Origin of the sequence: Billgrantia zhangzhouensis, from assembly GCF_021404465.1 — a bacterium.
GTDB lineage: Bacteria > Pseudomonadota > Gammaproteobacteria > Pseudomonadales > Halomonadaceae > Halomonas > Halomonas zhangzhouensis.
The window spans coordinates 164,032-176,248 of sequence record NZ_JABFTT010000010.1 but is presented as its reverse complement, the minus strand read 5'-3'; the positions used below and the strand labels follow the sequence as shown (position 1 = coordinate 176,248).

The 12,217-nt window shown below is 65.2% G+C and carries 10 protein-coding genes; 6 read left to right on the top strand and 4 right to left on the bottom strand.

What is annotated here, in order from left to right:
* Positions 1 to 101: 101 nt before the first annotated feature.
* On the top strand, positions 102 to 1,154 hold the full coding sequence (locus HOP51_RS14310; RefSeq protein ID WP_234274575.1) for an asparaginase: 1,053 nt from the start codon (positions 102 to 104) through the stop codon (positions 1,152 to 1,154).
* 235 nt (positions 1,155 to 1,389) lie between these two features.
* Positions 1,390 to 2,838 (top strand): sensor domain-containing diguanylate cyclase, encoded by a 1,449-nt coding sequence (locus tag HOP51_RS14305; protein WP_234274573.1) that lies wholly within the window; start codon positions 1,390 to 1,392, stop codon positions 2,836 to 2,838.
* 99 nt (positions 2,839 to 2,937) lie between these two features.
* Here HOP51_RS14305 and trhP read toward each other — a convergent pair whose 3' ends face one another.
* The gene (gene trhP, locus HOP51_RS14300) at positions 2,938 to 4,353 is read right to left on the bottom strand and encodes a prephenate-dependent tRNA uridine(34) hydroxylase TrhP (RefSeq protein WP_234274572.1); all 1,416 of its coding nucleotides are present in this window, start codon (positions 4,351 to 4,353) and stop codon (positions 2,938 to 2,940) included.
* Positions 4,354 to 4,559: 206 nt separating this feature from the next.
* Between trhP and queC the strand changes: the two genes are divergently transcribed.
* Genes queC through HOP51_RS14280 form a run of 4 tightly spaced genes read left to right on the top strand, consistent with a single transcriptional unit; the run spans position 4,560 to position 7,100 of the window.
* A complete protein-coding gene (queC, locus tag HOP51_RS14295; protein ID WP_234274571.1) occupies positions 4,560 to 5,321 on the top strand; it encodes a 7-cyano-7-deazaguanine synthase QueC in 762 nt (253 codons plus the stop codon).
* Positions 5,321 to 5,965, top strand: coding sequence for a 7-carboxy-7-deazaguanine synthase (gene queE, locus HOP51_RS14290; RefSeq protein ID WP_234274570.1), 645 nt, complete (start codon positions 5,321 to 5,323; stop codon positions 5,963 to 5,965). Before queC ends, queE begins: the two co-directional genes overlap by 1 nt.
* Positions 5,965 to 6,810 (top strand): 6-carboxytetrahydropterin synthase, encoded by an 846-nt coding sequence (locus tag HOP51_RS14285; protein WP_234274569.1) that lies wholly within the window; start codon positions 5,965 to 5,967, stop codon positions 6,808 to 6,810. The genes queE and HOP51_RS14285 overlap by 1 nt, the downstream gene beginning before the upstream one ends.
* Positions 6,807 to 7,100, top strand: a complete 294-nt coding sequence (locus HOP51_RS14280; RefSeq protein ID WP_234274568.1) for a YkgJ family cysteine cluster protein — start codon at positions 6,807 to 6,809, stop codon at positions 7,098 to 7,100. Before HOP51_RS14285 ends, HOP51_RS14280 begins: the two co-directional genes overlap by 4 nt.
* Here HOP51_RS14280 and HOP51_RS14275 read toward each other — a convergent pair.
* From HOP51_RS14275 to HOP51_RS14265, 3 genes are read right to left on the bottom strand one after another with little or no spacing between them, the layout of a single operon-like run.
* Entirely contained in the window at positions 7,097 to 11,035 is a 3,939-nt protein-coding gene (locus HOP51_RS14275; protein ID WP_234274567.1) for an AAA family ATPase, read from the bottom strand. The two genes, HOP51_RS14280 and HOP51_RS14275, sit on opposite strands and share 4 nt — an antisense overlap.
* A gap of 30 nt (positions 11,036 to 11,065) precedes the next feature.
* Positions 11,066 to 11,701 carry a tRNA-(ms[2]io[6]A)-hydroxylase gene (gene miaE, locus HOP51_RS14270; RefSeq protein WP_234274566.1) on the bottom strand — a complete coding sequence of 212 codons (636 nt, stop codon included), beginning with the start codon at positions 11,699 to 11,701 and terminating at the stop codon, positions 11,066 to 11,068.
* A gap of 29 nt (positions 11,702 to 11,730) precedes the next feature.
* Positions 11,731 to 12,186, bottom strand: coding sequence for a DUF1289 domain-containing protein (locus HOP51_RS14265; RefSeq protein ID WP_234274565.1), 456 nt, complete (start codon positions 12,184 to 12,186; stop codon positions 11,731 to 11,733).
* Positions 12,187 to 12,217: the final 31 nt, after the last annotated feature.

The following is a 12,217-nucleotide window of genomic DNA, read 5'->3' as shown; positions in this document are numbered from 1 at the left end:
CGTCGGAGTCAGAGCCGACGAGTGAGTTCCCCGGTGAGTCCCGCTATCATGTCGCTCGCGCGCCCAGCCGCGCCCTCGAACACGACAACGCAGGAGCTGCCATGAACGAGTCCACCTTCGCCGATCGCCCCGTGCTGGTACTGTACGCAGGAGGCACCCTGGGCATGCTGCCCAGCGCCCAGGGGCTGGCACCAGGTGGAGACATCGAGGCTCGGTTGCGGCGCGCCCTGGCCACCCTTCCGCCCACGCGCCAGGCCCGCCTGCCCCAATTCACGGTACAGGCGGTGGACGATCCCATCGACTCGAGCGCGGCGACCCCGCGTGACTGGCAGCGCCTGGGCGGGACCATCGCCGCCCAGGTGGGCGAATATGCCGGCGTGGTCGTACTGCATGGCACCGATACGCTCTCTTGGACCGCCTCCAGCCTGGCTTATCAGCTCCAAGGCCTGGACCGCCCCGTGGTAGTAACCGGTGCCATGCATCCGCTCGAGGCCGAGAGCAGCGATGCCCTGGACAACATCGAACTCGCCCTGCGCTTCGCCGCCAAGCCGGAACTGCAGGAAGTCGCCGTGGCCTTCTGCGGACGCCTGCTGCGGGGCGTGCGCACTCGCAAGATGCATAGCGAGGCCGACGAGGCCTTCGCCAGTCCCAACTACCCGACTCTCGGCGAGCGCATCGAAGATGATGTGATCCTCTATCCCGGCCGCGGGCTCGAGACCCAGCAGCGCGGCGCTCCCCGTTTCGAGCTCCCCGACTATTCGGCACTGGCCGACGGCGGCGTGGTACGCCTCGTGCTCTGGCCCGGCATCCAGGCCTGGCAGCTCGAGGCCTGGCTGGACGATGCCCGTGTGCGCGGCGCGTTGCTCGAAGTCTGGGGTGGGGGCAACGTCCCGGCGGATCCTGAACTGATCGGCGTGCTGGCCAAGGCCAGCGGTGAGGGCAAGCTGCTGGCCGCGATCAGCCAGTGCCCCTTCGGTGGTATCGCTCCAGGCCACTATGCCGCCGGCCAGGGTTTGGTACAGGCTGGCGTCCTCTCGGGTGACGGCATGACCGCCGAAGCCGTCATGGCCAAGCTCGTCCACCTCCTGGCCCAGCCTCTGGACGAGCAGGAGCGGCGGCGACGCTTCCTCGCTCCGCTGGTCGGGGAACGCTGAGCGTGACACGGCCGGCGAGAAGATACATCGTTGAGGAAAACGTAAAGCCTCAAACGTATGTATACTAGCCGTTCTGCTAGGCTTGGCCGGGGATAACAAGAATCAGCATAGGCGGGAAAAAATGTCGATTGATAGGATATCGACTGCGGAAATCTCTGGCGCACCTGATCCCGCCGAATTGGGCCTTTCTCCATTACCCGACGCCTTGCGTTCCCGCCTGGCCGAGTGTCGTACCTTGCCCAGTTTGCCGGCTGCGGCGGCACGCGTGATCGCCATTTCCCGCTCATCTGAACTGCGCCTGGCAGATTATGCCCGTATCTTCGAGCAGGACCCGGCGTTGACCTTGCGCCTGCTTTCCATGGCCAATAGCGCGTTCTATTCACGCGGCGGTAACCCTGTCTCCTCGAGTCTTGATGCCGTCTCACGCATCGGCCTCGATGCCACCCTGGCCATTGCCTTGAGCTTCGGTCTGCCCCACCCTCGGACGGGAGGGCATCTCGACCACGAGTACCTGTGCCAACGGGCCATCATTGCCGCCTCGGCCACCCAGGAGCTGGCCCAGCATCTCTGTCCGGACCATGCTCCCCAGCTGTTCACCACCGCGCTGCTCCAGGACATTGGCATGCTCGCCCTGGAGGCATTGGACGGGGAAGCCTACGTCGCCAGCCTTCCCGATCTGCACCAGCATCAAACACTGGCCGAGGTCGAACGTCAGCGCTACGGCTGCGATCATGCCCTGATAGGCGCCTGGCTCGCCGCCAGTTGGGGGGTACCCGGCCCCATAGCGGTCGGCATCATCGACAGTCATGGTCCGCTGGCAGACGGCAACGCGCGCCAGCTCAGCCTGCGTCTCTCCTGCCGCATCGCCGATTGCTGGCTGGCAGCGGATTCCGCTACCGCCTTCAGCACCCTACTGCGCCAGTTGGCCTCGCTCGCATCGCTGGACATCGTCATGCTGATGACGGTGATGCAGGAACTGCAGCATCGCCTGCCTTCCCTGGCGCGCCTGTTCGAAATCACGAGCCCTCCAGCCATCGACAACGCTCACCTGCTGGCCGAGGCCAAGGAACTGCTGTTCGAACAGAACCTGCGCATGACCATCCGGCTGGCCGAGCAGCAACGTGAGCTGGAGGCACTGCATGCCAGCCATGTGGCCCTCGACGAGCAGCACCGCACCGATCACTTGACCCAACTGGCCAACCGCCCCTGGCTGGAGAGGCGGCTCACGCAGCACTTCGACTGCGCACGCCAGGCCCGGCAGCCGCTCACGGTGATGTTCATCGACCTCGATCACTTCAAGCGGATCAACGACCGCTTCGGGCATCGCTTCGGCGACGAAGTGCTGATCCACTTCGCTGCGACACTCAACAACATGGTGCGCGAAAGCGATATTGCCGGCCGCTATGGTGGGGAAGAGTTCCTGGTCATCATGCCCAATACGCGGCGCCAACAGGCAGGCATCCTGGCCAACCGTATCCGCGAGTACCTGGCTAGCCAACCATTGGCCCAGGCCGATGGTGAGCCGCTTCACGTGACAGCCTCAATCGGCATCGCCGACCTGGAGGACGGTGAATTCGAGGATGCCGCCGCCCTCGTCGACGCCGCCGATCAGGCCATGTACGGCGTAAAGCATGGCGGTCGCGACGGCGTGGGTCACTACGAGGAGCCGGACTCCTCCTCATAGGCGACTGATCCGGCACACTCCCGAGAGAGCGTCGAAGCGCAAAGAGGGCGGCCTGCTGGCCGCCCTCATTCGATCACTTTTGGTCGAAACCCCGGGTGGCTAGCCGTGCAGGTCGCGCATCAGCAGGGCAAACTCGATCCGCTCCGGCGCGATGGGCTCGCCCGGCACCGGGATACGCACCACATGACCGGAGCCCGGAGCGGCCTGAACCGACTCGCCCCGCTTGTCCTGGATGTGTTCGAGCTTGAAGCGCCGGTTGCCGCCAGGCAGCATCAGTTCCATGCCATCGCCGACCTCGAAGCGGTTCTTGACCTCGATCTCCAGCATGCCACGATCCGAATCGTAGCCGGTCACCTCACCGACGAACTGCTGGTGCACTCCGACCGAATTGCCGCGCTCGTAGTTCTGGTATTCGTCGTGGACGTGGCGACGATAGAACCCTTCGGTGTAACCGCGGTTGGCCAGGTTGTCGAGTTCATCCATCAGGCGCATGTCGAAGGGGCGTCCGGCCATTGCATCGTCGATGGCACGACGATAGACCTGGGCGGTGCGCGCCACGTAGTAGTGCGACTTGGTGCGCCCCTCGATCTTGAGCGAGGTGATCCCCATCTCGGTGAGCCTGGGCACGTGCTGCACGGCGCGCAGGTCCTTCGAGTTCATGATGTAGGTACCGTGCTCGTCTTCGAAGATCGGCATCAACTCGCCCGGCCGGGTGGCATCCTCGATCAGCGCCGAAAGCTCGTCCTGCCCCTCCACGCCGCCGGCCGTCGCCGTGCTGTAGTTCGCGCTGCCGCTGCCCGAAGCGATCAGCCCGCCCTGACCAGGCGTCCACACGCCGCTTGCCGCATGGGCGGCCGCGGAATTGGCCGGCACCAGGTCGCCGGTCTCGTCCTGGGCGGCGGCCACGGTGTTGTACTTCCAGCGACAGGCGTTGGTGCAGGTGCCCTGGTTGGGATCGCGGTGGTTGAAATAACCGGAAAGCAGACAACGACCCGAATAGGCGATGCACAACGCACCGTGCACGAAGGTCTCGATCTCTAGGTCCGGGCACTCGGCGCGGATCTCGGCGATCTCCTCGAGCGACAGTTCCCGCGACAGGATGATGCGGCTGATGCCCTGCTGCTGCCAGAACTTCGCCGCCGCCCAGTTGACCACGTTGGACTGCACCGAGAGATGAATGACCTGCTCGGGCCAGCGCTCGCGGATCATCATGATCAATCCCGGGTCGGACATGATCAGCGCATCGGGGCCGGCCTCGATGACCGGCTCCATGTCGCGCAGGTAGGTCTTGAGCTTGCTGTTGTGCGGCGCGATGTTGGAGGCCACGTAGAACTGCTTGCCCCGCTCATGAGCGTAGGCGATGCCGCGGTGGAGGTTATCGAGCTTGAAGTCGTTGTTACGTACACGCAGCGAATAGCGAGGCTGGCCGGCATACACGGCGTCGGCGCCATAAGCGAATGCATAGCGCATGTTCTTGAACGTCCCCGCCGGGGAGAGCAGTTCGGGAGCTTTCATGTGGGTCACCGTTGTCAGGACGATGCAGCGCTGCACGATTTTCGCTGTCGGCGAAACGCAGTGCTGAGATAGAGAGGGCGGAAAGTCTAGCAACTGCCACAGGCCCTGGCCAGCCTTCGCCCCAACCGGTAGACTGACGCGCGCCGGACCGGATCCCGGCGCCCGCCCAAGGCGGAGTGACAAATTCTCCGACTCAGAGTCCCACTATGCCCAACGTTTCCCCCAACGCCACCGTGGTGATCTACTCCGGCGGCATGGATTCCTACACCGTACTCCATCGCGCCCTGAACGAGGGCCGCGATGTTCACGCCCTCTCCTTCGACTACGGCCAGCGTCACGCCCGCGAGCTGGAAGTCGCCGCCCGTGTGTGCTCCGCACTCGGCGTGCCGCACCAGGTGGTGGACATCCGCGCCATCCATGGCTTGATCGACAACTCGGCGCTGACCGATACCAGCCGCGACATGCCCGAGGGCAACTATGGCGAGGAGAACCTCACCGCCACCGTAGTGCCCAACCGCAACATGGTGCTGCTGTCGCTGGCCATCGCCAAGGCGGTGAACATCGGGGCCAGACGGGTCGACTACGGCGCCCACGGCGGCGACCACATGCTCTATCCCGACTGTCGTCCCGAGTTCGTCGAAGCCATGAACGCGGTGGCCGGTATCGCCAACTTCGAGCCGGTCGCGATCCATGCGCCCTACCTGCGCTCGAGCAAGGCGGAGATTCTTGCCGATGGCCTGGCCATGGGGCTCGATTACGCCAATACCTGGACCTGCTATCGCGGCGAGCCTCTTGCCTGCGGTCGCTGCGGCAGTTGCCGCGAGCGCCTTGCGGCCTTCGCCGCCAATGGCGTGGCCGATCCCCTCGGGTACTATTCTCAGCGGCCCGAAACCGCCGCACAGCGGCCCGAAGCCGCCCTTCTGCAGCCCGAAGCCAACAACGGCGGATCAGCAGGAGATGGCGTCTGATGTATCACGTCAAGGAGGCCTTCTACTCGCTGCAGGGAGAAGGCGCATGGACCGGGCGCGCCAGCGTCTTCTGTCGTTTCAGTGGCTGCAATCTATGGTCGGGACGCGAGCAGGACCGGGCCCAAGCCGCCTGCCGCTTCTGCGATACCGATTTCATCGGCACCGATGGCCAGCACGGCGGTCGCTTCGCCACCGCCGAGGCGCTGGCGGACCACCTGGCGAGGCTGTGGCCAGCGGAGGGCGGCGTGGCAACGCCCTACGTGGTGTTCACCGGTGGAGAGCCGTTGCTACAACTCGACGAATCCCTGATCGAGGCCATGCATGCGTGCGGCTTCGAAGTCGCGGTGGAAACCAACGGCACCCTGCCCGCTCCGGCGGGCATCGACTGGCTGTGTGTCAGCCCCAAGGCCGCCACTCCACTGGTCATTACGGAAGGAGACGAACTCAAGCTGGTCTATCCCCAGTTGGAGGCCTTGCCCGAGCGCTTCAGCGAACTCGCGTTCCAGCACTTCTTTCTGCAGCCCATGGATACCACGGCCTTGGGCGACGACGCCAGCCACCTCGACGCCACTCTCGCCTACTGCCTGGCCCATCCGCAGTGGCGGTTGTCGCTACAGACCCACAAGATCACGGGAATCGACTGATGACTCTCTTCGTCAATCGCTTGACCCAGCTCGACGCTTCGCTGTGGTGTCCGCAGCGCGGACTGACCGGTGTCAGTTGGTTCATCGACGCCGAACTCGACGGCGAGCTCGGCGAGGATGGCATGCTGTTCGACTTCGGTGAAGTCAAGCCATGGATCAAGTCGCGCCTGGATGCAGGCGCCGATCATACGTTGCTCGTGCCAATCCGCGCGCCGGGCGTCACCACCAGTGAGTGCAGCGAGGGGCTCTGCGTACGCACCACCGCCCCTTATGCCATGGAGGTGCGTGCGCCACGCCAGGCGTTCACCCTGCTGCCCTGGACCGAGGTCACTCCCGACCGGCTCGCCGAACGCCTCGCCCGCGAGTTGATGAAACGTCCTCCCCCTCGGATCAGCGACATTCGCCTGCGCCTGCGGACCGAGACCATCGACGGCGCTGCCTATACCTATAGTCACGGCCTCAAGCACCACGCCGGCAACTGCCAGCGCATTGCCCACGGCCACCGCTCGCGCCTGCACGTCTGGCAGCGTGGCCAGCGTTGCCCTGAGCTCGAGGCCCAATGGGCCGGTTTCCTCAATGATCGCTACTTGGTCGACAAGAGCGATATCGTCCGCCAGGTCGAACCCGAAATTCGCCCCAGCCTGACCAGCCGCTACCGCGCCGGCCAGGGCCGTTTCCACATACGGTTACCGCTGGAACGCTGCATCGTGATGAACGTACCGAGCACGATAGAGCACATCGCCGCCTGGCTGGCTCAACAAATAGCAGAAGAGACCGGCAAGACGACACGCGTGCAGGCCTTCGAGGGAATCGACAAGGGGGCCATCGCCGAGGCCAAGCCATGAGCCAGCGAGCTGCCGCCGGTGCGGCCGAGGCGTGTCGCCCCGGCTGCGGCGCCTGCTGCATCGCCCCGTCGATCAGTTCGCCGATACCCGGCATGCCGCATGGCAAGCCGGCGGGAATCCGCTGCGTTCAACTCGATGCCCACAACCTGTGCCGCCTGTTCGGCGACCCGCGCCGCCCCGAGGTGTGCGGGGGCTTCTCCTTCGACACCGAGCTGTGCGGCCAGAGCCGCACCGAGGCCCTGCAGCGAATCGCTCTCCTCGAATGCGGCACGTCAGGCCAAAGCGGTTAGCCGTTACCGACCGCCACGCGCCCTGCCACGCTGCGCGACTGAGGCAACTGCCGATCAAGTAGCGTGCGCCAACGGATCAGGATCGGCGCATCACTGTGACTCACGCTGTCGAGCAGCGCACGGAACTGTTCGCGTATCTCTTCGTCATGCTTGTCGACCAGCGTCAGCCAGGCCTCCAGCGCACATAGCTCCTGATGCCGGTTCTCATGCAGGCGCGAGCACTCCAGGGCCTGCTCCACCAGCAGACGCACCTCATCCGCAGGGCGCCCGAGGCGATGGCGAATACAGGCGAGCTGGACACCCAGCTCGGGTACGAACAGCGTACTGCGCTCACGAGCGATCAACAGGCACTGATCCAAGTAATCTTCGGCCCTGGCGAGCTCATCCAGCGCCATGCAGGCATCGCTGTACCACAGCGTGGGGCGATGGTAACGGTCGCGCCCGGTAATCTCGCCGAGCTCCTCCTGGGCCAACTCCATCATGGTCAGTCCATCGCGGTCGCCCGACAGCGCTCGGCGCCAGCCGAGAATCCCCTGGGCCGATACCTGCCACAGATGGAGGTCGGGCGTCTCGGTCAAAGCCACGGCCTGCTCGGCGCGGCGCGCGGCCAGGTGCACATGGCCGAGCTGCCGGTAGAGGGAAGCGGCAAACAGCAGCGCCATCGCCCGCGACCCCGGATGACCGATCCGTTCGGCCAGACGAATCGCCGCCTCGACCTGCTGCTCGGCACGCCGGTAGTCGCCGCGCAGGCAGATGGCCCAGCCCTGGAAGCAAGCGGCAGCTACCTGAGGGTGCTCGGAGAACGGCAGCCATTCGATCATCATCGGCTGCTTGAGCGGAGCGATCTCGTCGAGATGCTCGTAGGCCTGGCCGATGCGCCCGGCCCAGTATTCGCAGTTGGCGCGAGCATAGTCGGCCAGGCGCCGATAGCGCGGATCCTCGAGCCGGGCGGCAATGCTGGCCAGGTTGGCGGCCAACGAAAAGGCGTCCGCATGCGCATGCCGCTGACTGCAGCCGACCCACAGGCCCCACTTGACCAGGAAGGCCTGCTCAAGGTCCTCGGCATCCTCGGCCTGACAACCGCCATGTTGAACCAGTAGTTCACGGGCCCGGACGAAACTCTCGTGGGCGGTCGGCGAGCCATGGCCCTCAAGGGCGAAGGCGGCCTGGCCGCGTACCGTCAGCAGGCTGATCTCGCGCTCTTCCTGGTCCTCCACGTGACGCAGGCTGGCGAGGCCGAAATCGGCCATCTTCAGCGCGGTACGGTTGGCACTGACCTTGAGCGCCTCGCGCGCCGCCAACTCGAAGTAGCGGGCTCCGCGAGCGTAGTGTCCGCTGCGCCGCAGGTGGGTGGCGAAATCACCGGGGTGCCGGCCGATCCACATCGGGAAACGCTCCTCGATGAGGCTGACCACCTGGCGATGAATGCGCACCCGGACATCGCGCGGACAGGAGAGATAGGCCGCCTCCTGCAGTAACTGATGGCTGAACTGGTATTCTCGACAGCCGCCCTCGCCCCCGGCGGGCTCGATGATCTCGAGCCGGCGCATCTGCTCCAGGGCACGGTTGAGCTGGTTCATGTCCCAGCCGCTGCACTCCGCCAGGAAATCGAGGCGGAAGCGGCGGCCCAGTACCGCGGCGACATGCGCCACCTCACGATCGCCGTCGAGCTGATCGATGCGCCCGGCCAGCAGGCCGAGCAAGCCTCGGGGAAGCTCGTCGAGGTGCACGCTGCGCCCCTCGCGCCGGTCCATCTCCAGACGCCGGCAGATCTCCTGCATGTAAAGTGGTACGCCATCGCAGCGCTCGATGATCTGGCCACGCAGACGCGGGCTCAGGTGCAGCCGGTAGCGCCTGGCCAGTTGCGACAGCAGCCGCGACGACTGCATGGCATCGAGGTGACTCAAGGTGACCTGCTGATCCCAGTGCAGGCGCGTGGGCAGCGCCTCGCGACCGTGGTGGCTGGCCACCAGCATGAAGGCACAGTTGATCGGCAGGCGCGCCTGTAGCCCGGCCAGCACGCGGAACGAAGGCTCATCGAGCCACTGCAGGTCATCTATCATCAGCACCTGGGGGCGCTCGATGGCCTGGCGCTCGATGACCCGGCACAACATGGCGACGACGAGGTCGACCGCCTCGCCGCTCTTGGCCAGTTGCACCACCTCGGTCGCCTCCTTGACTCCCAGCGCCTCTTCCAGCAAGCCCAACTGCTCGGGGCTCAGCGAGAGATCACTCTGGGCGATCAGTTCCTCGAGACTGTGCTGGTCGAGTTTTCCGCCCAGCCGCCAGCGCAGCAGCGTGCGCGCGACACCGTAGGGCTCCAGCACCGACAGGCGGGTCGTGGGCTGCCAGCAGATAGCCGCGTCGCGACTCAGCTCGAGCTGACGGAAGCCAACCATCAGCGCCGACTTGCCCATACCGGACGCTCCCCGCACCAGCACACTCTGGCGCAGGCCGATACCGGCACGCGCCAAGGCATCGCGCAGCACGCGTAGCGATGCCTCGCGTCCGACCAGGCTCGGCGGCATGGCATCGCGCCCGCCCTCGTTGTGACCCAGCACCAGTGCACGCAGCCTCACGCGGCCATCGCTCGCCACCAGCCGCGAGGAGAGACGCGGCTGCAGGTCCAACGCTGGCGGCATATGCTGGCTCGCCTCTTGAGAAATGACCAACTCGCTGCCTTCGGCGGCACTCATCAGGTCCAGTGAACCCTGGGTCACCTGACCCAGCGGATCGACCAACTGTCGCTCGGGCAGGTAGACCACCCGGCCACTGTTGAGCCCGGCCGCCAGCTCGATGCGCGGCGGCTCGTCCTCTCCGCTCCAGTGGCGCGCCACCTCATCGGGCAGCACGCGCCGGCAGTGTTCGTAGAGTGCCACCAGTTCCGCCAACTGATGCGCAGGACCGTGGGTACCGAAGCAGGCCAGCCCCAGCCCGCCGGTGGCGCCGGGAAGCCAGAACCCCCCCAGGTGGTGGCACTGCTGCTCCAGCCAACGCATCAGTTCGATCTGCAGCGCCAGGCAGGCGCGGGTCTCGTCGCGAGCCGAGAACTCCCCCTTGACTCGCAGGCGGATCGCCATCACCGACAGCTGTCGCTGTTCGATCTCGTCCTCGCGCAGCGGCGAGCTGCCGGCCGCCAACGTGCGCGAGAAGGCGCCTTGCGGCGAGAGGCTTTGCAGATCGGGGCTGCCATCCGACCAGTAGCGCGCCAGTTGCAGGAAGTTGGGCTCAGGCTGCTGGCCGGAGAGAGCCAGCAGTTGCAGGTAGGTGTTGTACTGCTCATGCGCGGCGGCCAGTTGCCCCTGCTCGGCAAGCTGACGCACCAGGCGCTCATGGAACGGACCATAACCGGAGAAGCGGCTGACCAGCGTCTGCAACAGCGCATCGGGCACTTCGTCGTTGCACTCGAGCACTCCCTCGGCGAAGCGGATGACCCGCTGGCGCCACTCGTTGCGCAACTGAACCAGCCAGCGCTGGAATTCGGTACAGGCGGGTAACTGCAGCTCTTCCACCAGGTCGCCGCGATAGCGCTTCAGGAGCTGCTCGAGGGTGGCGACGTCCTGCTCCCCTTCCAGCAGCAGCTGCAGCTCGTGGAGGTCGAAGCGCCAACTCTCGGGTCGACGAAAGGCAATGGTCTGGCGCGATACGACCAGCACTTGCTCGGCCTGCTCGGCCAGCGACTGGCGCAGGCAGTGCAGCGCGTGGCGCAGGTTGGTACGCCCCGAGGAGAGCCCCTGGTCGGGCCACAGTAGTTCGGCCAGACTGGCCCGGTTGACGGGTTGCTGATGAAGCAGCAGATAGACCAGCAGCGCCTTGACCTTGTCGTAGCTGAACTGGGTCAGAACGTCATCACCCAGCGCCAGCGAGAACTGGCCGAATAGCGCCAGGTGGTCGCTGTCATCACTGTGTTGCACCATTACTGAAGCGTCCTGCATGACGGAACCCTGCATGGCAAAGTGGTGGCGTCAGGCCGGCACGCCACTATGGAAACGAAACGCCGTGTCCGGCGTGACTATTAGTTGTGCTTCGCATTCGGCTAAGAAACCCACCCGCTTGTCAATGGGATCCGACGAAAGATGCTGTGCCAGCATGAGATAATCTTCGTAGTGTCGCCCTTCGGACTTGACCAGCGAGCGATAGAATCTAGCCAGCTCGTTGTCGAGATGAGGTATGAGCCTGGCGAAGCGTTCGCAGCTTCTCGCTTCGATGAATGCCCCAATAATGAGGATATCGACAAGCCTGTCGGGTTCTTGAGGGCGAACGTGTCGGCGTAGCGATTCGGCATAGCGCGATGCACTCAAGTGGCGATACTCGATACCCCGCGCCTCCATCAGCTTGACCACCTGTTCGAAGTGCAGCAGCTCCTCGCGGGCGAGCTGGGACATCTTGGTGAGCAGCAGCGGCTGGTTCACGTAGCGGTAAAGCAGACTCATGGCGGTGGAAGCCGCCTTCTTTTCGCACTGAGCGTGATCGATGAGCAGCAGTTCGGGGTTTTTCAGTGCCCACTCCACCCAGATATCGGGCGTGGGACAGGCAAGAAAGGCGAGCAGGCTCGGTGGCAGCTCGACGTCACTCAGGGTCGCTTCCAGGGTATCGGACATGGTTTCAGCTCGGAATTCTGGTCAGGCAATCAACAGTGGGAGTCCGTACACGCTTGCAGCTCGCGTCGGCGCCTGCTCGCCTCCTCTAGCAATCGGGCACTCAGGCGCTCGTGAAGTTCAGCGGCGGTGAGGCCCACGGCACCTTCCAGCGGTGCCAGCCCATAGCGCTGCAGGTCACGTATGCGGTCTCGGCCAACCCGCAACAACTCCACCGCACGCGACAGCGGCGGCTGCTCGGGACGGAAGCGGATGCGGTGGCGCTTCAGCTGCGCCTCCAGGCGGGCTTCGTCGTCGACGCGCAGGAGGCGGCCGGCCACTCGCTCACGCAGGCCGTCCAGCTCCGCCATGCGGCTATCGCGCTGTTCGGCGGGCAGCGCCATCCATTCGCCAATCTCATCATCGGTACGCTGACAACCCCGGCACACGGGGTCGCCAAGCGTCGTCGAGCAGAGCCCCACGCAGGGCGAGGCGATACGCGCGCACATCTACCCATCCCCTATCGTTTCACCGGCCCAT

What these genes read in the sequence shown, in the direction of transcription:
- HOP51_RS14285 (WP_234274569.1), top strand. Translation starts at nt 5,965, where the DNA reads ATGACTCTCTTCGTCAATCGCTTGACCCAGCTCGACGCTTCGCTGTGG.
- queC (WP_234274571.1), top strand. Translation starts at nt 4,560, where the DNA reads ATGCCCAACGTTTCCCCCAACGCCACCGTGGTGATCTACTCCGGCGGC.
- HOP51_RS14310 (WP_234274575.1), top strand. Translation starts at nt 102, where the DNA reads ATGAACGAGTCCACCTTCGCCGATCGCCCCGTGCTGGTACTGTACGCA.
- trhP (WP_234274572.1), bottom strand. Translation starts at nt 4,353, where the DNA reads ATGAAAGCTCCCGAACTGCTCTCCCCGGCGGGGACGTTCAAGAACATG.
- miaE (WP_234274566.1), bottom strand. Translation starts at nt 11,701, where the DNA reads ATGTCCGATACCCTGGAAGCGACCCTGAGTGACGTCGAGCTGCCACCG.
- HOP51_RS14280 (WP_234274568.1), top strand. Translation starts at nt 6,807, where the DNA reads ATGAGCCAGCGAGCTGCCGCCGGTGCGGCCGAGGCGTGTCGCCCCGGC.
- queE (WP_234274570.1), top strand. Translation starts at nt 5,321, where the DNA reads ATGTATCACGTCAAGGAGGCCTTCTACTCGCTGCAGGGAGAAGGCGCA.
- HOP51_RS14265 (WP_234274565.1), bottom strand. Translation starts at nt 12,186, where the DNA reads ATGTGCGCGCGTATCGCCTCGCCCTGCGTGGGGCTCTGCTCGACGACG.
- HOP51_RS14275 (WP_234274567.1), bottom strand. Translation starts at nt 11,035, where the DNA reads ATGCAGGACGCTTCAGTAATGGTGCAACACAGTGATGACAGCGACCAC.